This is a genomic window from Spirulina sp. LEGE 11439, from assembly GCF_059821285.1.
The window spans coordinates 35,135-59,709 of the sequence record NZ_JCAMRX010000005.1; the positions used below are offsets into that span (position 1 = coordinate 35,135).

The following is a 24,575-nucleotide window of genomic DNA, read 5'->3' on the forward strand; positions in this document are numbered from 1 at the left end:
AATGAACAATTATCGTTTATTTCTGATTAGTTTGAGCGTACTTGTTTTCTGTTCGGAAGTTAAGGCTCAAATTCCGACCCTAGAGGAGGATATCCCCTTATTTCCCCCTCTCCCGGCCTCTCAATCTTCCCCCGCTTTCCTCGCGCCTCCTCCCGATCGCCCTTATACCCTCGGATCTGGCGATCGCGTGCAAATGACGATTTTTGCGGTGGATGAATATAACGGGGAATATCCGGTTCTCATTGATGGGACGCTGAATTTACCCGCGATCGGGACGGTTTCGGTTCGGGATCTTACTTTAGCGGAAGCTTCGCAAAAAATTTCTCAACGCTATCGATCGCTTTTGGTGCGTCCCCTTGTCACGTTGGGTTTAGTTGCGCCTCGTCCCGTCCGTTTGGCGATCGCGGGAGAGGTGAATCGTCCGGGGTCTTATACCGTGAGTCCGGGAGGTGCGACGGGTTTTCCTAGCGTGACCGAAGCGATCGAGTTAGCAGACGGAATTACCCTCTCGGCGGATGTCCGTCAAGTGCAAATTCGCCGTACTTACCAAGGAAACGAGGAATTCTACGCGATCGATCTCTGGGGTTTGATTCATCAAGGAGATCTGGCTCAAGATGTGACCTTGCGGGATGGCGATCGCCTTTTTATTCCCACCTCTGAAGTCCTCGATCGCGTCGCCAGTCGCACGATTTCCGATTCCAACTTATTCCCCTCCACCACTACGCCGGTACAAATTGCCGTCACCGGGGAAGTGCTGCGTCCGGGAACCCATACCGTGAGTGCAGAAGGTTCCAGCGAACCCCCAACGGTGACACAAGCGATCGGCATCGCAGAAGGAATTACCCCCCTTGCTGACGTGCGAAATATCCAATTACGACGCATCAAGCGGACGGGAGAGGAAGAGATCGTCACGATTAATTTATGGGAAATTCTTCAAGGGGGAGATTTAGAGCAGGATATTCCCTTGCAACCCGGGGATAGTATTATCGTTCCTAAAGCAGAAACGATTAATCTCGCAGAAGTGGGGGAATTGGTGGACGCGACTTTTTCACCCCAAACCATTGAAGTGAATATTGTTGGGGAAATTAATACTCCCGGTACGCAAACTTTACGACCGAATACGCCATTAAATCAAGCCATTTTAGCGGCAGGAGGGTTCAATAATCGCGCTCGTCAAAACAGGGTTGAATTGATTCGCTTAAATCCCAACGGTACGTTAATGCGAGAGGAAATTGAATTGGATCTCTCTGAAGGAATTAATGAGGAAAACAATCCTTTACTCTTGAATGGGGATGTTGTCGTGGTTCAGCCGTCATCCCTTACGGAAATTACAGATGTTGCGGGTTCTATCTTAGCTCCAATTGGTAATTTTTTCTCGTTCTTGAATTTCTTTAATATCTTTGGTTTATTTCGATGATTCTTTTGTGAAATTAGATGAATGAGTTTAAGCGATCGGTTAGAATTGACCTTGAATTGCGTTTTGAAAGTAGATTTAAATCATGGTGCAAAAAATTGCGATCGTTGGTGCCGGCCCCGCAGGTATTTTATTAGCACATTATTTATTGCGCCGCAATAATTTCAACGTTGAAATTTACGAGAGTCGTGCCGATCCGACACGGTACAATTATACAAATAATCGTACTTTTCCCATTTCTTTGTTCCCGCGAGGCAGATTGGCGTTAAAAGAAATCGCCTGCTTAGAAGAAAAGATTTGCGATCGCGGTACATTTTGTGACGCTTCTTTGGTTTATCGAGGGAAGGGAAAAACGCGCTTAATTCCCAGAAAAGAACCACTTTTGACCATCGATCGCAACGATTTGGTTGCAGTATCGATCGAAACATTAAAAGAAAAATACGATCGCGATCGCTTGACAATTCATTTTAATTGTCAATGTATTGGACTCGATACAACTGAAAGAATTGTTAAGTTTCAGGATGAAAATGGTCAGAGTTTTAGCGTTAATTACGATCGCTTAATTGGAGCAGACGGAGCGCGATCCACAATCAGACAACGCTTACAAGAACAAGGAAAGTTGAACTGTCAGCAAGAGAACCTTCCCGATGATTATAAATCCATCTTTTTACCTCGAAAGCAAGGAGAACTAGAATTAGCTGCCGATAAAATTCATGTTTGGCGAACTTCTGAGAATATTTCGGTGTTACTTGTCCCTCAATTCGAGAAATTTCTCAATGGGGTTATCATTTTCCCATCGGACAAAAATCCTCTTGAATTTTTCACAACAAAAGAAGAAATCCTTGCTTATTTTCAAGAAAACTTTCCTCTATTTGCCCGTTTGATGTCTCTTGATGATGCCGAAAAAATCCTTAATTGTCCTGTCTCTAAAGTTGTAACAGTACGCTGCGATCGCTTTCATCATGGCGATCGCATTCTAATTTTAGGAGATGCGGCTCATGCGGTTTCTCCTTCTGTGGGTCAAGGGTGTAATGCTGCTTTAGAGGATGTTTTAATTCTGGATCGTTTAATCGAAAAATATGCAGGAAATTGGGAACAAGTATTCCCAGAGTTTACCAGAACTCGATTAGCTGATGCTTATGCGGTGCAAGATATTTCTAACTATGCTTTCCCTCGCAATAAACGCTTAGCTTTTGAGTTTTTCTTAAGACTTCTTGGGCAAAGATTCCTTCACAAGATTTTTCCTAACTATTTTCAACCCTTTTTCTTCGATTTACTTTCCAATTCAAGTTTATCTTACTCTGAAATATTGAATTCCTCTCAAAATTGGATCGCAAAAGTTAAGCGATCGCAAGAAACCTAGAAATCTAGAGCGAGGTGATGAAAAAGTCTAAAATATAATTTTTCTGGATTTCAAGTTTGTGAATCTATTCAGATGTTTGAATTGTACCTTCTTGTTCTAGAATATTATCGATCTTAAAATCATTCGATTTTTCAATAATATCTTTTTTGAATTGCTCTCTCTCTTCTTCGGTTAAATTTTGCATTCCTTGATTTAAAACTTTTTGTAATATCCCCTTCTCCTCATCATTTAAAAGAGAGGATTTAAGGAATTCTTGAAGAAATTTTCTTGGTTTCCCCCATTCTTCTTTAGTTAATTTTTCTAATTTAATTTCTACATCTGACAATTGAGATTCAAATTGTTTTTTCTCTTGTTCTATTCCTTTGATTTTTGCGCTTAGCTGATTAATCAAATCTTGATAATTATCAATATTATTGATAACTGTTTTGCCATATTCATAATGATTTTTTAAATTCTCAATTGTTTCTTCTTTTTCTAAATGATCATTTTCCCAAATCTTCTTTTGACGATGCAAATATTCAGTTACGTCATCATATTCTTGCCATGTATGAATGAATTTGATGTTTTTAGTAGCTTCTCCTAGAATTTGTTTGATCTCTGTTTCTTCTTCTTCAGGACAGCAAATAATTTTAATATCTTGATAATTAAACTTAAAACCTTCAGGGTCTGGGTAACGCCACTCTCTTTCCCACATAAAACCTTGTTTTTGCGATTTTTCTAAAAGAGGAAATAAAAGTGGATAGATTTTTTGAATGACTTTAGCAGATTTTTTTTTAGCATCATCTAGTTGTTCTATACCTTTTTTTTCTATCCAGCTATACATATAAATTAATCGTCCATAAATTTCTTTGTCTGAGTAAATCACTGGTCTTACTCCCAGTTCAACTAACTTACTTTTATTGAATCCAATACCAAATTGCTGATCGGATTCCCATCTATTTTTTTTACGATATCGAAAAAAATCTACAGAGAATGTAGGCGATTCTGTAAAACAAACTACTTTAGCAGTATAATTATCTTTCACTGCTTCTGGAATAGAGGCTTTTAAATATCCCTGATCTTTTGTCATATTATTTTCTTGACCTCGCAGAATACTAAGAATATTCTTTTTACCCGTCATATGAATCAAAAAAGGAGACATATCAGGTTTTTCCAAAGGAGTAAGCTCAAAAGTTGGAGTATTGATTGCATACTCTTCCCAGACAACTTCTGAATCGTATGATGGTAAAGACATAATATCTTTTCTCTTTTTTTATATTTCTAAGTTTAATATGATGTTAGCTTCTAACTTTTTTAATTGCAATAGCATAATCCATAGAGATCGACACGATCGCAATACCATAAAAAAACAGACAATACTCAACCCATTTTGTCAAGTATTGCCCATAAAAATTAACTGATAAAAGCTCTTAAACTTAAACCGTGACTAATTCCTTCTCTGGTGCAGGGCGCTTGCTATTGCGAATCCCTTCGATCGCTTCCGCATAATCAGGAGCCTTGAAAACCGCAGATCCAGCAACAATTGCATTGGCACCCGCTTCCAAAACCTGCCAAGTATTGTTAACTTTTAACCCGCCATCCACTTCAATCCAAGGATCCACACCGCGATCGTCGCACATCTGACGCAACTTGCGAACTTTCTCCGTCACTTGAGGAATGAAACTCTGACCGCCAAAACCGGGGTTAACGCTCATCAACAAGACCAAATCGCAAACATCAATAACGTATTCAATCAACTCTAACGGCGTAGAAGGATTTAAAACAACCCCTGCTTTTTTACCCAACTCTTGAATCTGAGTTAAAGTGCGATGGAGATGAGGTGAGGCATTATGTTCCGCGTGAACCGAGATAATATCAGCACCCGCTTTGGCGAAACCTTCGACATATCTTTCCGGTTCGACAATCATTAAATGCACGTCTAGCGGCTTTTTCGTAATCGGGCGAATGGCATCGACGATTAACGGACCGATGGTAATGTTGGGGACGAAACGACCGTCCATGACATCCACATGAATCCAATCTGCACCCGCTTTATCCACAGCCGCAATTTCCTCTCCCAAACGGCTGAAGTCCGCAGAGAGAATCGAGGGGGCAATAACAATCGGCTTTTTACTCACGACGGCGTTCTCCTAAATTTTTTTTAAGAATTGTAATATTACCAACAATTTAACATTGTTTTCACATTTTGTTGAGTCCCAACTCAAAAAACGCAAAGGTTTAGAATAAATAAAATAAGTTATCGAAACGGTGCGAATGAGCAAAAAATTAACGTGGCTACTGGGCGGATTGTCTGTACTTGTTGCGATCGCCGTCCCAGTGGCAGCCTCGGAAGATACCATCAGCGATCGCGGGGTGAACGTCCGTTCCTTACACGAAGCCCCTTATAACCTCATCGGTCGCAAAATCGGCCTCGGACAAGTGGAAGTAGGCAGACCGGGAAAATTTGGTTTGGATAAAGCCTCCTCCCGCAACCGTTCCCTCTCTCTCGCCGGAGCCTTTCATCGCGATCGCCCCGCAGCAGCCAATACTCACGTTGATGCTCATGCGGCCATGGTCGCAATGGTCATGATTTCCGCCGATAAATGGGTGCCGGGGGTGGCTCCTGGAGCGCGTTTGTATTCCTCGGCGGTGGGATCCTTGCGGAATGCCGGACAGCCGGAAGAATGCCTCGCCTCTCAACACGTCGCCCTACAGAATAGCGGGGATGTACGAGCCATTAATTTTAGTTTTGGTGAATCTTTGCAGCGCGATCCCCGATCCAATGCCGTTTTAGATGGGAATGCCCTCTTAACCCTCTGTGTTGATTGGTCGGCACGGGTTCACGATGTCCTCTATGTTATTGCGGGAAATCAGGGCAGTGGCGGCATTCCTATTCCCACGGATAATTACAACGGGGTCAATGTGGCCGCTTCCACCGTGAGAGATGGAGTCTTTGATAAGTTGGATTTTTCCAACATTAGTGCTTTACCCGAAGGCATCGGACGCAATCTCATTTTGCGCGAAATTAATACCGATGGCAGGCGATCGATTAACCTAGTTGCCCCGGGGAGTCATGTTTCCGTGCGAGATTTAGAAGGGGAAGTCGAAGAAGTGCGCGGTACCAGTTTTGCTGCCCCTCACGTCGCTGGAGCCGTGGGCGTTTTGCAAGAATTCGGCGATCGCCAGCTTGCCAGTGCTGCCCCCAATTGGAGCATTGATTCCCGTCGCAGCGAAGTAATGAAAGCAGTTTTGCTCAATTCTGCCGATAAAGTCCAAGATGAAGCCTTGGGAGTCGATCGCAGTCTTTTCAATAAACACAACCGGACTTGGCTCGATGGCGATGCCTATCAAAATCCTGAAATTCCCTTAGATATTCAAACCGGGACGGGACATTTGAATATTTATCGCGCCTACCAACAGTTTAGCGGCGGCCAGAATTCTCCCGGTAACTCAGTTATTCCGCGCGGTTGGGACTATAACACCGTTGAAGAGGGCAACTATCAAGATTATGCGATCGCATCTCCCCTACAAGGCGGAAAGTTTGCCTCCGTCACCCTCACATGGCATCGTCGAGTGGAATTGAACGATGAGAATAGCAATAACTTATTTGATGTTGGCGAAGATTTTCGCGACTTGGGATTAAACAATCTCGATCTCTATCTCCTGCCCGCCGAGAGCGATAATCTTTCGAGAGCGGTTTGCTCCTCCATTAGCCGAGTAGACAGCAGCGAACATATTTTCTGTCCCGTCCCTACCACCGGACGTTACAAAATTCGCGTCGTTTATCGCCAACAAACAAACGATTCCCTACAAGCTTACGGCTTGGCTTGGTGGACGATTCCCGTACAATAATTCCTCTGCCAATCTGCGCTAAAATCGTAATAATCCTTAACATTTCTCAAAAGGCCATGACAGCTAACGTTGAAATTTACACTTGGAGTACCTGCCCATTTTGCATTCGCGCCAAAGCTTTATTGCAAAAAAAAGCGGTAGAATTCACCGAATACTGTATTGATGGCGATAACGCCGCTCGTGCAGAAATGGCAGAACGCGCAAATGGGCAACGTTCTTTACCGCAAATCTTTATCGACGATCGCCATGTTGGAGGTTGTGACGATCTCTATGCCTTGGAAGGACAAGGACGATTGGATTCGCTTCTACAAGGTCAAGCTGCTTGAGCAATGAATATTAAAGCCTATCTTGAGGATAGGCTTTAATCGGGTTATTATTATTTGTTATTTTTGGTCATGGCGATCGCCGATTTTCTTGCTCGTCAACTGCGAAAACCCTCGGGCTGGTGGGGAAAATTCATCATGTCTCGCTTGCTCAATGCGGGTAATGTCGCCATGAATGAATTAACTTTTCAACAACTCAACCTACCAACAGACAAGACAGTAAAAGCAACAGAAAATGTTCTTGAAATTGGTTTTGGTGGTGGTTATCTGCTGTCAAAAATTCTCGATAATCCTTCTGTAAGTTTTGCTGCCGGTGTAGATTTTTCACCGGAAATCGTAGAATTTGGCCAACAACGCTTTCACTCTTTTATTACAGCAGAAAAACTAGAGCTTCAATGTTCTTCTGTTGAAAATATTCCTTATCCTGACGCATTTTTTACTAAGATTTGTACTGTTAATACGATCTACTTTTGGCCGGACATTAAAAAAGCACTCGCAGAATTAAATCGAGTGCTTGTTCCGGAAGGGACTTTATTGATTTGTTTCACTTCATCCGCCTTTTTAGAAAAACAAGGATTGACAAAACGAGGCTTTCAAACATACGAAATCGATCGCGTTAAAAATTTATTGGCAACTTTTGGTTTTCAAAACTTAAATTGCTTCTCCCAACGCGATCGCCATCGAGAAGAATTTATCTGTATCTCAGCGCAAAAGCAATAATTTCTTTAACTCGCAATCACTTGCAAGCGCCCCCGAGCGACTGCTCTCAATAGACGATCGATTGCTCGTCGATCTTGTTCTGCAAGACCATCATCTAAAATCGCCGCCATTAGCCCGTAGCGATCGCTTAAAGTTAAAATTCCTGTATCGGCGGTAGAGGCGAGAATTTCTGCGATTGCCCCCGGAATCAATTGCATTTTCGTGTTATTCATGTCTCGACCTTTTGAATTACCTCATCTCAGTATCTCTTAATTTTTACCAAGTTGAGGTGATGCGTCCGCTTGTTTTGATGTAAGCCTTATCAGTCCAAACCTTGAGGAAAATTACACAAAAATAGCGATCTTCATCAGTGATTTGCTGCGATCTGAATCTCTTGAAAATTGCGATCTAAGTCCCTCAAAGATTGCGATCTTGCTAACAAGATTTCGCGATCAATATCACTCGAAAAATGCGATCGAAAACCCATTGAATCAACTAATCCGATTAAATTGTCCGCCGTCGATCCAACCATTGTTGTAAAATGATCGCTGCAGCCTTGCGATCGATTGTTGCTTTATGGCGAGATGGCGAAATATTTTGTGCCTTCATTTGTTCCTCTGCTTCCACGGAAGTCAAACGCTCATCCATATATTCCACGGGAAGCGATAAAGCGACTCCGAGACGTTGAGCATATTTTTGCACCTGTCGCGCCTGAAACCCAATTTCACCATTCATGGTGTAAGGCAACCCCACCACCAATAATTGAACTTGACGCTCTTCCACCAACGCTTTAAACTGTTCCACATCTCGTACAAAAGCACTGCGAATCACTGTCGTTAACCCCGTGGCAATTAATCCCAACCCATCGCACCCTGCCACCCCAATTCGCTTTTTACCCACATCTAACCCTAAAACGGAAAGTTTCTCCATTGCGATCCTAAAGTCCCTATTTTTCTATACAATAGGTTGTTTTGGGTTAGAAAGACGAAAATAGCGATCGCCTTGTTTATCAGTTCTAATTGATAACTGATAGCTGTTTACTGATAACTGATAATTGATAACTGAATAATGGCTAAATTTGTATTTGTAACCGGGGGGGTCGTCTCCAGCATCGGAAAAGGCATCGTTGCTGCCAGTTTGGGACGATTGCTTAAATCTCGCGATTACTCGGTTTCTATCCTCAAACTCGATCCTTATATTAACGTTGACCCCGGTACCATGAGTCCCTACCAACATGGGGAAGTTTTCGTTACCGAAGATGGGGCAGAAACAGACTTAGACTTGGGACATTACGAACGCTTTACCGATACATCCATGTCTCGCCTGAATAGCGTCACCCAAGGCGGGATTTTTCAAGCCGTCCTCAATAAAGAGCGTCGGGGGGATTATCAAGGCGGTACCGTGCAGGTTATTCCTCATATTACCAACGAAATTAAAGAACGAATTAAACGAGTTGCCATCAACACTCATTCCGATGTTGTGATTACAGAAATTGGTGGTACTGTCGGCGATATTGAATCTCAGCCCTTTTTAGAAGCCATTCGGCGTTTTCGTAAAGATGTCGGGCGAAACAACGTTTTGTTTATTCACGTGACCCTCGTGCCGTGGATTCCCTCGGCAGGAGAAATGAAAACTAAACCGACCCAACATTCCGTTAAAGAATTGCGATCGCTGGGCATTCAACCAGATATTTTAGTTTGTCGCTGCGATCGCCCCATCGATCCCGGCATCAAAGAAAAACTCTCAGAATTTTGCGATGTTCCTGTAGAACGGGTCATCACCGCTCAAGATGCCGGTAGTATTTATGAGGTTCCTCTGATGCTAGAGGCAGAAGGATTGGCCAAACAGAGTTTAGAACGCCTCAAACTCGAGGTTCGGATTCCCGATCTTACCCAGTGGCAAACCCTCATCGAACGCATGAAAGCCCCTCAAAATCGTGTGGACATTGCCCTCGTGGGAAAATATGTCAAACTGAGCGATGCTTATTTATCGGTCATTGAAGCCCTGACTCATGCCGCGATCGCTCTCAATAGCGAGGTCAATATTTGCTGGGTCAGTGCAGAAGATATTGAAGCCAAAGGAGCAGACACATTTTTAAGTCACGTGCAAGGCATTGTCGTACCCGGAGGGTTTGGCATTCGGGGTGTTGATGGGAAAGTGGCAGCCATTCAGTACGCTCGAGAACGCGATATTCCTTTTTTAGGTCTTTGCTTGGGGATGCAATGTTCCATCATCGACTGGGCGCGAAATATTGCCCAATTAGAGAGCGCCAACAGTGCAGAATTCGATTGCGAAACCCCCAATCCTGTCATTAATCTCCTACCGGAACAAGAAGATGTGGTGGATCTCGGCGGAACGATGCGCTTAGGTTTGTATCCCTGTCGCCTCACTCCCAATACTCTCGCCTATTCTCTCTATCAACAAGAAGTAGTTTACGAACGCCACCGCCACCGTTATGAGGTGAATAACGCTTATCGAAATCTTTTGTTAGAAATGGGATATACCATTGGCGGGACTTCTCCCGACGGTCGTTTAGTCGAAACCATCGAATTGAGCGATCGCAAATTTTTCCTCGCCACCCAATTTCACCCAGAATTCAGTTCTCGCCCCAATCGTCCTCACCCTCTCTTTCTCGGTTTCATACAAGCATCCCTCGGCCAAGAGGTTAACGTCTCCGATTCTTTGCGATCGGGACTCGATACCCCATGCGATCGGGCTTATTCCAACACATCGGAACGCCCCACCGTCGAAGTCTCCTAGAGGTTCTCAACCGATCGCGCGAGGGCAAAGCGAGAATCTGTTCGCGATTTCTGTTGCCCGTTCCCTCATTGATAATTGATAATTGAGGTTGAGGGACGGCGAACAAATTCGCCTTGTCCAACCAACCTATTGATAATTGTTTAAAGAGGTTTCGTGGCACATTGGGTCAAGATTAAATACGAACGGCAACATTATATTGTCAATCTCGATCGCCTGAGTGCCTTTGCGTCCTCTCCGAATGGGAGAATCACATTCTGGTTGCCTGATAGTGCGATTCCTATTGTCGTAACGCAACAGGGAGACCCGGAAGACTACCAAAAGCTACAGGACTATATTTTAGCGATCGTCGAAGATTCCGTACCGGGCTGTTGGGTGCGCCTCTTTTACGATCGCCGCGAGTATTTTATCAATCTCAATCAGATTGCTAGTTTTTGTTATACGGACAAAGGTAAACTAACTTTTTGGATTCCCGATTCGTCTGTCCCAATTATTTTGACCAAACAAAACGATCCGGAATCCTATGAAAAAATCAAAGATTTTATTCTGCAAAAAACGGATGAGGTTTTACCCTGAGCAAGAGTGATTCTCACTTCATTATTAAAACCACGAGCAAGGGTATTTTGACAGACCAATAAAAAACCCGCAATTCTGAGGAACTGCGAGTTTTCAACAACACTCAATTTCTTAGTTTATCTGCGAATGCAAGAATTTTTGCATTTTTTTTAATGCTAAAATTTTTTACGGCATGGGATGAAACAGCAGATCGGGAAAAAAGCGGTTAAATTCAATTAACAAGCCGGCAGTAAAGGTCATCCAGAGCGCAAGTAAAACCGGGGCGCTAGAAAAGAATTTTGCCATTATACAACTCTCCAAATAATGAATGAAAAAACAAAACCATTGAGATCGACTCCCGAGGAGTCCAAAAATTAACGCGGGAAAATTAACGTGGAGAAATCGGAACTTCCGAATCTTTAGCCGTTAATTGACCCGAGGTGAATTCACCGATCGCGGCCAAAGGCCAAAGCGCTGCACCCAGCATGAACTTTATAGCTGAAGGAACGTCGATGATGATTTCTTTCATCTCGGCATCTTTTTCACCGCGCATGGCAATGAGGTAAGAACGACCCGCCCAACCAATCCAGCCAGCAATATAAAGGAAGAGGATACCGGGAATGGTAAAGTCCCCTGCGTGATCCAAACTACCGCTAACAATCAAACGGGGTAAACCATCATCAGCACCGCAAAGCGCTTCAGAATAGCGTTCTGCGCGAGCTTGACCCGATAGAGGATCGTTGGTGGTATTCACAAAGGTTTTTGCTCGTTGCTGAAAAGCTGCGGATTCACCGCAAGGAACGAGATTTCCATCTGCCGATGCTGCCGGCGCAAAGTTGAACCACAGCGCAGCCATCAAAATTAATGCCAATAACTTTCGCATAAAAAATGTTACCTTTTGTTACGAAACACTATATTCATTGTTGTCCAAAAGCATCAAGGTATCATCACTGTACATGAATGCTGTCGTGAAATACCCGAACTTATTGTGTTGAAGATGACCGTGAAATAATTTCACGGTCAGCGTTTAGCCTCATTATTTCAGTACATGAGGCCATCTCGCTCGATTATTAATAAAGCTACAACCAAATCGGGACGCTAACCTTTATTATTAAGAAATATTAAAGAGAAAAGATTGAGAAGAATGGCAACAATTTTAGCGATCGAAACCAGTTGCGATGAAACGGCTGTGGCCATCGTGCGCGATCGCCAGATTTTTAGTAATATTGTCGCTTCTCAAATCGAGATTCATCGGGAGTATGGCGGAGTCGTCCCCGAGGTCGCATCGCGCCATCACCTCGAAACTATTAATTTCTGCATTGATGCGGCTTTTAAGGAGTCGAATCTCGATTGGTCGGAAATTGAGGCGATCGCGGCGACTTGCGCTCCGGGGTTGGTGGGGGCGCTATTGGTGGGAATGACGGCGGGTAAAACCCTTGCGATGGTTCGCAATTTACCTTTTCTGGGTATTCATCATCTAGAAGGACATATTTATGCGGCTTATTTAAGCAACCCAGAGCTAGAACCGCCGTTTTTATGTTTGTTGGTTTCGGGAGGTCATACCAGTTTAATTCGCGTCCGAGATGGAGGAAGTTACGAACAATTAGGGACGACGCGAGACGATGCGGCGGGGGAGGCCTTTGATAAAGTAGCGCGGTTGTTGGGGTTGGGCTATCCTGGAGGCCCTGCGATCGATAAAATTGCCAAAGGGGGCAATCCTCGCGCTTTTGTCTTACCGGAAGGACGGATTTCTCAGCCAGGCGGGGGATATCATCCTTACGATTCTAGTTTTAGCGGTTTAAAAACAGCGATGTTGCGCTTGGTACAAAAATTAGAAGCCCAAGGGGAAACATTGCCGATCGCGGATTTAGCAGCCAGCTTTCAAGAGACCGTCGCGCGATCGCTGGTAAAACGAACGATTGCTTGTGCCTTAGATTACGACTTACAAGCAATTGTCATGGGAGGAGGCGTTGCGGCGAATAGCGCCTTGAGACAGTATCTCCAAGACGCTGCTAAGCAACAGGGTTTAAAAGTTTATTGTCCTCCTTTAAAGCTCTGTACCGATAACGCTGCTGCGATCGCCTGTGCTGCTGCCGATCGCTTTAATCGCGGAGAAACTTCTCCTTTGACCGTGGGAGTGCGATCGCGTCTAGCCATCACTGATTTAGCAGAACTATATGTATCGGCAGGAACGAGATACGAGTAATGAGTTGAGGGAATTTTGGTTTTTATTCTCTCTCAACTCTTAACCGTAAGTGCCGATCGCAAAAAGGTATCGACTTCTGAGGCTGTAGGTTGAGCGTTCATTGCTCCGACTCGGGTGGTCGCGATCGCACCGACGGCTGCCGCATAAGTAACAATTTCTCGGGCGATGTCAGCATCTTGTAAGCAAGCAATTCCACGTTGGCAAAATTGATGAATTAAACCCGCCACAAAGGCATCTCCCGCACCGGTTGTATCTTTAACGGCAATCTCAAACGGTGCGATCGTCCCGGAATTATCGGTCAAACAGTAAGAAATCTCTCCTCGACCGCCATGGGTGACGACGACTCCTTCCGCAGAATTGATATTGTAGAAAATTTGAGTTGCGTCGGTCGTCCCGAAAAAATAGCGAGCTTCTTCCCCGGACAGTTTTACAAAATCAACGGCCGACCACAAGGAATTAATCAAACGATGGGATTCTTGCGGATTGACCCAGAACATCGGTCGCCAGTTCACATCTAAGACAATTTTGAGATAGTATTCATCGGCGAGTTCTAGCGCGCGAAATACGCTCTCTCGCGTTTGCGGATAGGCTAATTCTAAAGTACCAATGACTAAATAGTCGGCAGCTTGAAAGAGTTCCACCGGAAGTTGAGAACTGTCTAAATAGGCATCGGCAAAGATATCGGGAGCGCGATCGCCAAAATCGGCAAAAATGCGATCGCCATTCTCTTGACGCAAAACATAAACTTCGCGTGTGGGTGCTGTGGGGTGAGACTGAACTCCTTGATAATCTACGTTCAATCGTTGTAACAAGCGAAGTGCTTCTTCCCCATAGGAATCTTGTCCGACACAGCCCATAAATGCAGCCGGAGTCCCCAATTTCACCAAACCACTGGCTACGTTTGCCGGAGCGCCTCCCAGAAAACGAGTCCACGATTGGACTTCTTCTCGTGAGGTTCCCACTCGATCCGCCAAACAATCAAACAGGATTTCCCCCAAACAGATCGCACGCAGATGACTCATACAGCCTTTACTTTTCGATATAGATTCGATTTTATTGTCTCATTGATTCGGAACGGGACGATCTTCAATCAACAATTATCTTATAAATGCACCGCTTATTATCCTATAGATCGGTGCGAGGCTTTACTATGCCAAAGTCTTAAGGAACGATGAACAATTATCAATAGGAGACGCGAGGACTCTCGGGTTTCGGCTAAAATCAAGACAGGATAGGTAAAAATAACTAGAGGTAGGGTTTTTATGGCTGAAAGTAAGTTCAAATCGCCGGTATCGTTATCGGAACGGGAAGTCCAAATTATCGAACTCGTGTCTAAGGGGTTAACTAATCATCAAATTGCTCGCACGTTGGAAATTAGCAAGCGAACGGTAGACAACCATATCAGCAATATTTTAACCAAAACATCTACGGATAATCGTGTGGCTTTGGTTCGTTGGGCGTTGCAATGGGGGAAAGTGTGCATTGATGAGGTGAACTGCTGTACTTTACCCGAATTGAATGAACAGGAAAGCGATCGCTAATTTCGGTAAATTCCTTTTAGGAGGGGGTTTCTGTTTGTTTGCGATCGCCTGCACTCGCCAAAATTTTATTACCCCACCGACCCAACGTTTGGGAGCAACTCTCAATAGCACTTCGGCGGAAAATCATCCTCGTTTTTCTTATGACGGTCGTTATGTGGTTTTTGCTTCGGATCGCCGCAATCATCGCCAAATCTACGTTTACGATCTACAACGCCGTCAGTTATTGCCGCTTCCGGGGCTGAATCAACAGGGAATCTTACAAGATCAGCCGGATATTAGTGCGGATGGTCGCTATATTGTCTACGTTTCCGAGCGATCGGGGAAGCCGGATATTATGGTTTACGATCGCAAGACTTACAAGACTGAAACGATTACGCGCAATCTCTTAGGAGAAGTTCGCCATCCTACCATTAGTGGCAACGGTCGTTTTATTGCTTTTGAGACTAATCGTTCGGGACAATGGGATATTGAGGTTTACGATCGCGGGGCGCAAATTGAGCGATCGAATCCCACCCCTTTCTCGAATTCTGCGCCGAATCTTCCTGAATCTGCACCGGAGGAATAAGAGGAAAAATGGGGGATTTTCTGCGATCGCTCATTTTAAGTTGTGTACAAGATTTATAAAAGTTTGCTAAATCCTGCTTGTTGGAAGTGGCGATCGGAAGTAAATGCTTGTGAAATTCCTTGTTCTGTCATGACGATAAAACTAATACAATCTGTTAAACTCCATTCTTTATCTGGGCGTTTTTTATAAAGTTCCCATCCTTGAATTAACAAAGTATGACTAACTTTCACGATTTCTAATTGAGGTAATTTTAGTAAAGCATCAATAAATTGAATTGCATTTGTGCGACGCGGTAGATTGCAAAATGCGTCAGCGACTTCCAATAATACAAATTCTGTCGTTACCAGACTGGCTTTTTGTTGTTGTAATCTTCTCCGAACTTCGAGGGTGCGGTCGTGTAGATCGTCTCGTCGGTTAAATAATGCAATCCATGCGGCCGTATCGACAAATACTTTCATTCAGTGCTAGATTTCCCAGACTTAAGAGATATGTTTTGGCGTATCGTGAATATAATAATCGTGTTGATGTGCTAAATCTTGAATTCCCGTATCGATGGAATATTCTTCTATTAAGCGATCGAGTTCATCCCAAGTGCTATCGTCCCACGAGATCGCATCCGATAGAGACTCGTCAAAATGAGGATTTGTTGGTTCTGATATTGAGTTGGAAAATACGATGGTGACTGATTCACCATCAAATCCTTGAATGGGTTTGCTTGGATGAATGACTCCATTTTTAATCGTTCCTCGAACAGATTGCATGAGTTTTACTTGAGTTAGAATAATCTTATTATAGCTGCGATCGCTTATCATAGCGGCGATCGCGATCGATTTTGCTGTTGCTTTAGCAATTAGTTTTTAGTGCGATCGCGTTTTAAAGCATTGATAATCTCCTGAAATTTAGCGATCGAATCGATGGTAATAGCTTGTCGCAGCAAATCGGAGAGAATGGCCTCATCTTGAATGGGTGCGATCGCTTTCATTAATTCCTCGGGTATGGTTTCAAAACGGACTCGCAGTACTTCGAGAATATCTTCCCGACTTTTTTGCAAAATTCCCCGATCGCGACCCTGTTCGATTCCTTGGTTGAATCCTTGTTTAAGTCCTTGTTTGAGTCCTTTCTCTAAACCTTGTTCGAGTCCTTGTTCGAGTCCTTGTTGGCGGCCTTTTTCAATGGCTAAACGTTCGACACTGGTAATATATGGCATTTTGTTTTCTTCCTCATAACGTTGAATTTCTGCGGTGAATTCTTTTTCTATTGCTGGGGGTAGCGCCATCATCCAGTCAATCAACCGGAATAACTCTAGGATATCTTGTTTTTGATAACCGCGTTGATAGAGAGTTTTGGCAATTTGGATTTTTTCTCGATAGCGATTACAGGGGTCTTTGCTCGTTTTTTGAGTTTCCCGATGCGCTGTAACGATAACGGCAAAAGGGTTGTTACTTTCAACAAGAGTTTTGGCACTATAGTCGAGAAGTTTAACTGTTGAAAATTTTAAGCAAGTTTCTGTGCCGAGAATCTCTTTTCGATGAATTCGTAACCATAATCCCAAGCGATCGCATCGCGGATATGCGGAAAGAAAAACGCCAGAAAGGGTTGAAAATAGAGAGTGATGGCATCTTTCCATGGGGATTCATATTCGGCATGGGGTTCATTTTCACTCATGGCAGTGCGATCGCTCGTATTGCAATTCAATATCTAACATTAATACTGCTTGAATATTTTTTCAATATTACGAGTTTTCTACCGCACCTAATGTTTTTAACGTTGCTTTTTCTGCATCCGTTAATCCTTGAACTCCAGTGATGTTCATAAATTCGTAAGGTTTTGGAGGTGTAAAAATTGCCACACATTCACCAGTTAAAATCTCCCAAATTCTAGCTGTACCATCTTCACAACCACTCGCAACTAATCGCTCATCAAGACTAAAAGAAACTGAAAGAATATTTCTTGTATGTCCCTTGAAAGTTTGAAGACACTGACCAGTTTGAATATCCCATATTTTTATATTACTATCTTCTCCTGCACTTGCTATAAAATTTCCACTATTGCTATAAGACAAAGATTTAACTTGACTGACATGACCTGTAAATTTTTGAAGACATTGCTTCCCAGAAAAATCCCATATTCTTACAGTATAGTCATCACCACAACTAGCAAAATTTTGCTTGACAGGATTTAAAGAAATTTGTTTTGACCAATAAATATTTTTCCCTAAAATCTTAAGGCATTGACCTGTTTTTATATCCCAAAATCTTACAGTACAATCTTCACTTTGACTAATTATTATAGAACTATCAGCATGAAAAAAAATAGAACAAATCTTACCTATATGCCCTTTGAAAGTATTTATGCACTGACCATTATCTGTTTGCCAAACTTTGATTGTTTCGTCTTCTCCGCCACTTGCTATTAATGTGCCATCATCATTAAATGTAACTGAGAGAATACCATCAAAATGACCTGATAAAATTTTAATACAAAGCCCTGTTTGAATATCCCATAGCTTGAGAGTTTTATCTTCACTAGCACTAACAATAATTGGCATATTAGGATGAAATTTTACTGACAAAATAGAACCTTTATGTTTTGCAAGGAAATTTAAAGGTTTCCGAGTTTTTAAATTCCATAATATTAATGAACCTTCATGATCTCCAGTTGCTACAATTGTGTTATTAGGGGAAATAGTAGCTGTTCTGATCCAATTACTATAACCTTGTACTGTTTTTAAACATTGGCCTGTTTGAGTATCCCATAATTTTATAGAATGATCTTGAGAACCGCTTACTAAAATCTTGCCACTTGGATGAAAACTAATCGATTGAACCCAATTGTCACATCCTTGCAAAGTTCTCAAACATTGCCCAGTAGAAATATCCCATAACTTAACCGTTCGATCCGAACTGCTACTAGCTAAAACTTTACCATCAGCTCTAAATTCAATTGAATTTACTTGGCCAGAATGTCCCTGTAAAATTTTAATACATTTATATTTCTCCATATCCCATAGACGTATTGTATTATCTTGACTTCCACTAGCAAGAAGTTGACCATTTGGTTGAAAAGAAATAGATTTTACCCAATTTTGATGTCCTTGTAAATGGGCAATACAGATAGAATTTTTAAAATCCCAAATTTTGACTGTATAATTTTCTCCACTACTGGCTAAAAGTTTATTATCATTGCTAAATATAACAGAACGAACAAATCCATTATCTATATTAAATGAAGTAAAATGAGCGCCTGTATCAGTATACCAAATTTTAATAGAACTATCTTCGCTACCTGTTACTAAAAATTGACTATTTGGAGAAAATGCAACAGAGCGAATATTAGAACTATGACCAGTTAAAGATATTGAATATCCTATATCCAAATCCCAAATTATAGCCTTTCGATCATAGCTCGCACTAGCTAATTTATTTCCATCTGAACTAAATTTTAAGGCTCGAACTATATAGCAATGATTCTTTAAAACTTTAATAACTGACAGATCTCGAGAATTTAATAATTTTATTTCTCCATCACTATAACCTACAGCTATTATTTTGCCATTTGGACTATAAACAGTAGAAAAAACTTGTCCTGAAACTTGAAGAAAAATTGATTTAGTTAGAAAAGTTTGAGAAAAATTTGTATTATGTAAATTCGCTTTTGTAAAATCAACTCCAACAATAATACAACCACTTAAATCACAACCATTCAAGGAAAACCGATCGCATTGCAACAAAAGCGTCACTGCATTTCCTCCCAAATATCCCACCTCATCTACTGTTTTTCCTCTCGTACTCCGCACCACCTCTAATAACTTCTCTCTTGTCTCCTCCCCAGACTCCAACATCGGTAAAATCAAATCGATTACCGCCTTTGCTAGAGGCATTTTACCAAACGATTCCTGTAAAAGCGATCGCACTTCAAATCGCGACAAATCCCCAATCTCGGTAAAATCTGCCGCCAAAACCCCCAACGCTGCGGCAAACTTAAACGCAACAAAAAACTCTAAAAGCGATCGGTGTGCGGGATAATAATCTCCCTCAGCATTGCGAACTAACATTGTTTGACCCATCATATCGTAATGCCAATGATCCAAATCTTTTTGCTCCTGTACCTCCGTACCAAAACAACGACGAATGCGATCTGGGAACTCCTTATAGTTTAAACTCATCCTATCTGTTGAAAGCATCTCCCAAGACAGTTCGCAGAGAAAATAGAGCTTATCTTCGAGGGAAGTAAATGTGCGTTCTGTCTTAATATCTCGCTCCATCTTACGACGAATTGCATACCAATAAATTCGCGCAATATCGATCGCTTTTCCTGCTTCAATCTCCGGTAATGCCTCCAAGATTAACTCTATCATCACGGGACGACGCGCTAAATCTAATAATTGTTCGTTTTCTATTACCTCCTCTACTGTTTTTGCTTCTGTCTGAAAAGAAAGCACCTGTCTAATCTGTTCATCTGTAAATTTCTCTAACTCCAAAACCTCAAACTGTGGCGGTTCTCCTGTTAAATTAGAGGTAGATGCTTGTAACTCCGCATTGAGCAATCTTCGCCCTTCCTTCGCCTCTGGAAAATGTTCTGTGCGACAGGTTAAAATTGCCTTTGCACCCGGTATGACAACCTTCGCTAACTCCCAAAAATTATTCACCATTGCTTGGCGATCGACCCGCGCAGCCATCTCATCAAAGCCATCAAAAATCAATAATAACTTACCCATGCGATTGAGTTGTTCAAAAGCAGAATAACCCGGTAAACCGATCTCGTGCTTGCGGAAAAAGAACTCAGAAAAAAGCGATTCTACTGTCACCGCTTTGGCATAATCTCGTAAAGGAATAACCAAAGGTAAACGCGGACGCTCAATGCCTCGTTCTTTTGCTTTTAAATACTGCTTTAGTGCAATCCAAGCATAATGCAATGCAAACCATGTTTTACCTGTGCCAAATTCTCCTAAAATCGAAATATGTTCTTTTGCTGGATCGTCCAACCACATATCAATATAACCGTCAATCCAGCCGTCTTCTTCCTCGTAACAACTCGTGCCAATCCGTTGATGAGTATTGGGATCGACTTCTTCTTTCGTACAAGCAAGAGGTACATAAATTGCATCAACTTTGCGACTTTTAACCTCATTCTCTAACCACTTAAAATAACCGCTAAAATCCGCCACGTCATCCAATAATTCATCGAAAGTGTAGCAAAAAATACTGCGATTTTCTTCCTTTTTTACTTCATTTCTCGCGGCACGGCTAACCCGACGAGGTGCAATAATCCATCCCTCATCTGTCTTGTTTGTCGCCACAATTTCCTGTAATTCATTAATATCTTTAATTCCCGCTTCTCCATCCACTCCTCGCACCAAAATGCGGTCATACCCTCGTCGCTTGGAAATATTAATAATCCACTCAAAATACTCTTCCTCTATAACCTCATAACCCTCAAAACGATAACCCAAAGTCGTAAACCATTCCCGCAATTCTTTCGCCAACTCTGTTTCCTGTTTTACTGTTCCAGAAGGCAACAATTTTTGATAAGATTGCACGAGTTGCTGAAGTTGCGATCGCATTTCCCCAAGAGAGTCAATTTGTTGAAGCCGCGATCGCACTTCTTCCATACTTTCTTGTATATTGTTAACTTTGTGGGCAAGCAACACTTCAGCAGGCGTTCTAACACGCTTCGCCACCTCAATAAACATAGCGCTAAACTCAGCAAATTCGCGCTGATAACTGATTCCTTGGGTTCTAATTTTATCTCCCAAAGCATAACTCTGAATATAGTCTTCTCCCTTCTGCAAAAGAATATTGGGATCGTCTTTTTCAAATGCTTGACTAAACGCCTCTTTAATTTCTTTTTGAGCAAATAGTTCGAGAATTACTTCTGGTTTTCCGACACCATATTCAATTAAAGTATAAACATATACCCCTTCAAAATCTTCAGGAGGTTCATCAGGTTTGAGATTAAACTTTTTCAATAACTTGATAATCTGTGGATTGCGAGAAAATCCGTCTTTGACCTTTTCTAATCCAACAGAAACCAACTCACTAATAATGTCATCAATAATAAACATTGTTCAAAAAACAATAAATTCATTTCAGACTACGATCGCCTCGTTTTAGTTATTCATTTTAAGCAAAAATTTTCACTTTTTACCAAAATCGGAAAAATGCGATCGCGTTTATCCGAAAATTTCAGTAAACGCGATCGCATTTTCTAACTCTTAAATAACTTATTCCCATTCTTCAATTTCCAGACCATCTTCAATTGATAAAGACTCGAGAGGCTTATCCAAAAATTCAATCGACTCGTCATCAAAAGGCATAGTGGATGTAGATTGAACCACATAAGGAAGGTGAGCGCCAGCCAAACCTTTAAGAATCCGTCCCGGACTATCAGAAGAGAGAATAAAAAGTGGATACAACTTATCTGTACCCTCACAAATAATATCCTCATAGCAATGAGGCATCAACCATTCATAATCCTTATCCAAATACATCTGAGTCTGTCGCCACCGCATCAAGAGATCGGAAAAATCTTCATGGGGACGATGAATAAACACTAAAATTTCCGGTCCCATTTTCACCTTCCATTCCGGGTCGCACATGAGAATTGCCAGATCGCAAGGTAATTGGGTCGCCGTATTGGGAGTAAAACGATTGTTGGCATTTTCCCCCGTTTTCGGTCGGCGAATGCGTGCTACCGGTAGAGGTAAAACAATGACACTCTCGAGGGGACGGCGCAAACTGGGAATCATTTCTAAATAAGGCCGGTATTGCCGCAGGAGAGCGATCGCACCATCGCGATCGCTATATTGCGTCAGGAGAGTTTCGTAAGCAAACTGTTTGACAGACATAATCCTTCGTTAACCTAATTCATCAAACACGGCAAACATGGGCAAATACATCGACAGCAAGATCACGCCAACAATTCCCGCAACGCCTACCATCATTAGCGGCTCGATGACACTGGTTAAAGCCTTAACTGTTTGTTCGACTTCATCTTCATAAAAGTCCGCAACTTTCATCATCATGGTGTCTAATTCCCCAGTTTCTTCGCCAATACTCATCATTTGAATGGCAAGCGGAGGAAATACCCCTTCTTTTTCCAGAGCAATGCTGATCATTCCCCCCTGCTGAATTTCGGCTTTTGCTTTTTCGATAGAAAGCTCGAGTACCCGATTCCCGGCAATATCGCGCACGATATCCATACAATTGAGAATCGGAACCCCCGATCGCGTTAGAGTCCCAAAAATCCGACAAAATCGAGCAACCGCCGTTTTTTGATTCAAATCGCCGATTAAGGGGGCATTTAAAAAGAATTTGTCAATTTGAAACTGTCCTTGGGGGGTTTTATAGTAGAGCTTATAAGCTGTTGTTACCCCAAACAAAGTCGGACCCACTAAAATCCAAAACTGCCAACTCCGAAACTGTCCGCTCAAAAACAGCATTAACTTTGTTAACGCGGGTAACTCTGTCCCCAATTCCTGAAAAATCCCCGCAAAAATGGGAATCAAAAAGATCGTCATCGCAAAGAAAACAATGACAGCTAAAGATCCAACTGCAACAGGATAAGACATTGCCGATTTGACTTGGTTGGTCAAACGCTGCATATTTTCCAATAAGACAGCCAAGCGATCGAGAACTTGATCTAAAACCCCCCCAATTTCTCCAGCATCTACCATCGAAACGTAAAGTTTGTCAAAACACTCTGGGTACTTTCTCATGGACTCGGAAAGGCTAACTCCTTGTTGCACGTCAGCACTGATACCCGTGAGCGCTTTTTTGAGTTTGGGATTGGGGCATTGATCGGTTAAAATCCCCAGGCATCTCACCATTGCTACCCCGGCATTGACCATAACGGAAAATTGGCGAGAAAAGACGGCTTTATCTTTAACCCCAACACTAGTCAGTTTTTCCGTCAGGCTGGCTAAGTCTAAATTTAAACCCGCCGCTTTGATTTCACCAACACTACTGTATTGATTCTGGAGAATCAAGCGAGCTTGCTCTTGGGAGGTGGCGGCCACCTTTTCCTTAACGAGATTGCCTTTGGAATCTTTAACTTCAGCAACAAATGTAGGCATTGTTATTGGTTATTAGTTATTGATTAATTAGTTATTGATTAATTAGTTATTGGTTGCTCATTATTGGATTCTAGTTGTTGGATTCCGAACAACAAACAACAATTAACGTCTTTTCGCGCCTCCTGTTGCACCAACAATCCGTTGTAATTCATCAGGTTTGCCACTTTTACCCATTGCTTCTTCATAGGCAACCTTGCCTTCTTTCACAAATCCTCCCAAGGCTTGTTCCATCGTCTGCATTCCCAATTTCATCCCCGTTTGAATAGCGGAGTAAATCATGGCGGTTTTGCCATCGCGAATTAAATTGGCGATCGCTGGCGTAACAACCATAATTTCTTGAGCCATACACCGTCCGAATTCTCCCGGTTTAGGATTGGCTTTTTGTACCAAACATTGACTGAAGACAGCTAAAAGAGATTGGGACATTTGCGCCCGAATTTGCGGTTGTTGTTCCGGGGGAAAGACATCTAAAAGGCGATCGATCGTCCCCGCCGCCGAATTGGTGTGCAGAGTTCCAAAAACGAGGTGTCCTGTTTCTGCGGCGGAGACGGCAAGAGCAATGGTTTCTAAATCTCGCATTTCCCCGACGAGAATGATATCTGGATCTTGTCTGAGGGCTCCTTTAAGAGCATTCCCAAAACTTTTCGTATCTTCTCCTTTTTGCCGTTGGTGGAAGAGACTTTTGACATTGGGAAAAACATATTCAATCGGGTCTTCCACCGTAAGAATGTGTTCGGAACGAGTCCGATTGATCAAGTCCAGCATCGCTGCCATTGTTGTTGTTTTTCCCGATCCGGTTTGCCCAGTGACTAACACCATTCCCCGAGGGCGTTGAGTCATTTCTCTGACGATATCAGGCAGCCCTAACATATCAAAATTAGGAATCTTAGAAGATAAAGCCCGCATACAAGCCGCCCAGCATCCTCGTTCTTTGTAAACATTAAGACGGAAGCGAGCCAAACCTTTGACTCCATAAGATGAATCCAATTCCCAATTTTGCTCGACTTCTTTGCGCTGCTTGTTGTTCAGCATACTGAAGATTAACTTCTGAGATTCTTGAGGGGTCAAAGGTTCTTCACCGAAAGGTTGCAGGTGACCGCTCACGCGAAAATAGATGGGCGCTCCGGCTTGAATGTGAATGTCAGACCCTCCCATTTCTACTAACTGTTCCAATAAGTCTTCAATCATTAATTCCATGAGTTTTGCTCCAAATTAGTTGTTGGTTATTAGTGTTAGTTGTTAGCAGT

The 24,575-nt window shown here is 42.5% G+C and carries 24 protein-coding genes; 10 read left to right on the forward strand and 14 right to left on the reverse strand.

Translation table 11 applies throughout. The features are described 5' to 3' along the window. The first annotated feature begins 1 nt into the window (after position 1). Both AC6RV6_RS04905 and AC6RV6_RS04910 read left to right on the forward strand, forming a co-directional pair. Complete coding sequence (locus AC6RV6_RS04905; RefSeq protein ID WP_500239418.1) at positions 2–1,417, forward strand: SLBB domain-containing protein; 1,416 nt, start codon at positions 2–4, stop codon at positions 1,415–1,417. A gap of 82 nt (positions 1,418–1,499) precedes the next feature. Next, the gene (locus tag AC6RV6_RS04910) at positions 1,500–2,777 is read left to right on the forward strand and encodes an FAD-dependent oxidoreductase (RefSeq protein ID WP_500239421.1); all 1,278 of its coding nucleotides are present in this window, start codon (positions 1,500–1,502) and stop codon (positions 2,775–2,777) included. 64 nt (positions 2,778–2,841) lie between these two features. Here AC6RV6_RS04910 and AC6RV6_RS04915 read toward each other — a convergent pair whose 3' ends face one another. Together AC6RV6_RS04915 and rpe are read right to left on the reverse strand one after the other, a co-directional pair. Beyond that, entirely contained in the window at positions 2,842–4,011 is a 1,170-nt protein-coding gene (locus AC6RV6_RS04915; protein WP_500239423.1) for a hypothetical protein, read from the reverse strand. A gap of 181 nt (positions 4,012–4,192) precedes the next feature. Further along, positions 4,193–4,894, reverse strand: coding sequence for a ribulose-phosphate 3-epimerase (gene rpe, locus AC6RV6_RS04920; protein ID WP_500239425.1), 702 nt, complete (start codon positions 4,892–4,894; stop codon positions 4,193–4,195). Between the two features lie 136 nt (positions 4,895–5,030). Here rpe and AC6RV6_RS04925 point away from each other — a divergent pair, with 136 nt between their 5' ends. The 3 genes from AC6RV6_RS04925 to AC6RV6_RS04935 are packed head-to-tail and all read left to right on the forward strand — an operon-like array spanning position 5,031 to position 7,651. Continuing rightward, positions 5,031–6,608, forward strand: coding sequence for a S8 family serine peptidase (locus tag AC6RV6_RS04925; protein WP_500239426.1), 1,578 nt, complete (start codon positions 5,031–5,033; stop codon positions 6,606–6,608). A 56-nt stretch (positions 6,609–6,664) separates the two neighbouring features. Then, entirely contained in the window at positions 6,665–6,934 is a 270-nt protein-coding gene (gene grxC / locus AC6RV6_RS04930; RefSeq protein WP_500239429.1) for a glutaredoxin 3, read from the forward strand. Positions 6,935–6,988: 54 nt separating this feature from the next. Then, a complete protein-coding gene (locus AC6RV6_RS04935) occupies positions 6,989–7,651 on the forward strand; it encodes a class I SAM-dependent methyltransferase (protein WP_500239431.1) in 663 nt (220 codons plus the stop codon). Between the two features lie 5 nt (positions 7,652–7,656). Here AC6RV6_RS04935 and AC6RV6_RS04940 read toward each other — a convergent pair whose 3' ends face one another. Then, a complete protein-coding gene (locus AC6RV6_RS04940) occupies positions 7,657–7,863 on the reverse strand; it encodes a hypothetical protein (protein WP_500239433.1) in 207 nt (68 codons plus the stop codon). A gap of 271 nt (positions 7,864–8,134) precedes the next feature. Continuing rightward, positions 8,135–8,560, reverse strand: a complete 426-nt coding sequence (gene ruvX, locus AC6RV6_RS04945; RefSeq protein WP_500239434.1) for a Holliday junction resolvase RuvX — start codon at positions 8,558–8,560, stop codon at positions 8,135–8,137. 138 nt (positions 8,561–8,698) lie between these two features. Between ruvX and pyrG the strand changes: the two genes are divergently transcribed. Next, the gene (gene pyrG / locus AC6RV6_RS04950) at positions 8,699–10,390 is read left to right on the forward strand and encodes a CTP synthase (protein WP_500239435.1); all 1,692 of its coding nucleotides are present in this window, start codon (positions 8,699–8,701) and stop codon (positions 10,388–10,390) included. 153 nt (positions 10,391–10,543) lie between these two features. Then, the gene (locus AC6RV6_RS04955) at positions 10,544–10,963 is read left to right on the forward strand and encodes a hypothetical protein (RefSeq protein WP_500239436.1); all 420 of its coding nucleotides are present in this window, start codon (positions 10,544–10,546) and stop codon (positions 10,961–10,963) included. A gap of 165 nt (positions 10,964–11,128) precedes the next feature. Here the strand turns inward: AC6RV6_RS04955 and psaJ are convergent, their stop codons facing one another. Together psaJ and AC6RV6_RS04965 are read right to left on the reverse strand one after the other, a co-directional pair. After that, positions 11,129–11,248 carry a photosystem I reaction center subunit IX gene (gene psaJ, locus AC6RV6_RS04960; RefSeq protein WP_500239437.1) on the reverse strand — a complete coding sequence of 40 codons (120 nt, stop codon included), beginning with the start codon at positions 11,246–11,248 and terminating at the stop codon, positions 11,129–11,131. An 82-nt stretch (positions 11,249–11,330) separates the two neighbouring features. After that, on the reverse strand, positions 11,331–11,825 hold the full coding sequence (locus AC6RV6_RS04965) for a Photosystem I reaction center subunit III (protein WP_500239438.1): 495 nt from the start codon (positions 11,823–11,825) through the stop codon (positions 11,331–11,333). Between the two features lie 261 nt (positions 11,826–12,086). Here AC6RV6_RS04965 and tsaD point away from each other — a divergent pair, with 261 nt between their 5' ends. Continuing rightward, complete coding sequence (gene tsaD, locus AC6RV6_RS04970; RefSeq protein ID WP_500239439.1) at positions 12,087–13,148, forward strand: tRNA (adenosine(37)-N6)-threonylcarbamoyltransferase complex transferase subunit TsaD; 1,062 nt, start codon at positions 12,087–12,089, stop codon at positions 13,146–13,148. 32 nt (positions 13,149–13,180) lie between these two features. On the opposite strand, the gene AC6RV6_RS04975 is transcribed toward tsaD, so the two are convergent. Then, complete coding sequence (locus tag AC6RV6_RS04975) at positions 13,181–14,170, reverse strand: carbohydrate kinase family protein (RefSeq protein WP_500239440.1); 990 nt, start codon at positions 14,168–14,170, stop codon at positions 13,181–13,183. Positions 14,171–14,410: 240 nt separating this feature from the next. On the opposite strand from AC6RV6_RS04975, the gene pedR reads away from it, so the two are divergent. After that, the gene (gene pedR, locus AC6RV6_RS04980) at positions 14,411–14,689 is read left to right on the forward strand and encodes a photosynthetic electron transport-dependent transcriptional regulator PedR (protein ID WP_500239441.1); all 279 of its coding nucleotides are present in this window, start codon (positions 14,411–14,413) and stop codon (positions 14,687–14,689) included. Next, a complete protein-coding gene (locus AC6RV6_RS04985; protein WP_500239442.1) occupies positions 14,667–15,254 on the forward strand; it encodes a TolB family protein in 588 nt (195 codons plus the stop codon). The genes pedR and AC6RV6_RS04985 overlap by 23 nt, the downstream gene beginning before the upstream one ends. A 53-nt stretch (positions 15,255–15,307) precedes the next feature. On the opposite strand, the gene AC6RV6_RS04990 is transcribed toward AC6RV6_RS04985, so the two are convergent. From AC6RV6_RS04990 to AC6RV6_RS05020, 7 genes are all read right to left on the reverse strand, one after another. Beyond that, a complete protein-coding gene (locus AC6RV6_RS04990; protein WP_500239443.1) occupies positions 15,308–15,712 on the reverse strand; it encodes a type II toxin-antitoxin system VapC family toxin in 405 nt (134 codons plus the stop codon). Between the two features lie 21 nt (positions 15,713–15,733). Then, on the reverse strand, positions 15,734–16,015 hold the full coding sequence (locus tag AC6RV6_RS04995; RefSeq protein WP_500239444.1) for a hypothetical protein: 282 nt from the start codon (positions 16,013–16,015) through the stop codon (positions 15,734–15,736). 89 nt (positions 16,016–16,104) lie between these two features. Then, positions 16,105–16,881, reverse strand: coding sequence for a FliH/SctL family protein (locus AC6RV6_RS05000; protein ID WP_500239445.1), 777 nt, complete (start codon positions 16,879–16,881; stop codon positions 16,105–16,107). Between the two features lie 105 nt (positions 16,882–16,986). Beyond that, a complete protein-coding gene (locus AC6RV6_RS05005) occupies positions 16,987–21,318 on the reverse strand; it encodes a WD40 domain-containing protein (protein ID WP_500239446.1) in 4,332 nt (1,443 codons plus the stop codon). A 159-nt stretch (positions 21,319–21,477) separates the two neighbouring features. Continuing rightward, positions 21,478–22,101 (reverse strand): hypothetical protein, encoded by a 624-nt coding sequence (locus tag AC6RV6_RS05010; protein ID WP_500239447.1) that lies wholly within the window; start codon positions 22,099–22,101, stop codon positions 21,478–21,480. 9 nt (positions 22,102–22,110) lie between these two features. Then, the gene (locus AC6RV6_RS05015) at positions 22,111–23,328 is read right to left on the reverse strand and encodes a type II secretion system F family protein (protein WP_500239448.1); all 1,218 of its coding nucleotides are present in this window, start codon (positions 23,326–23,328) and stop codon (positions 22,111–22,113) included. A 102-nt stretch (positions 23,329–23,430) separates the two neighbouring features. Next, positions 23,431–24,525, reverse strand: coding sequence for a type IV pilus twitching motility protein PilT (locus AC6RV6_RS05020; protein WP_500239449.1), 1,095 nt, complete (start codon positions 24,523–24,525; stop codon positions 23,431–23,433). Positions 24,526–24,575: the final 50 nt, after the last annotated feature.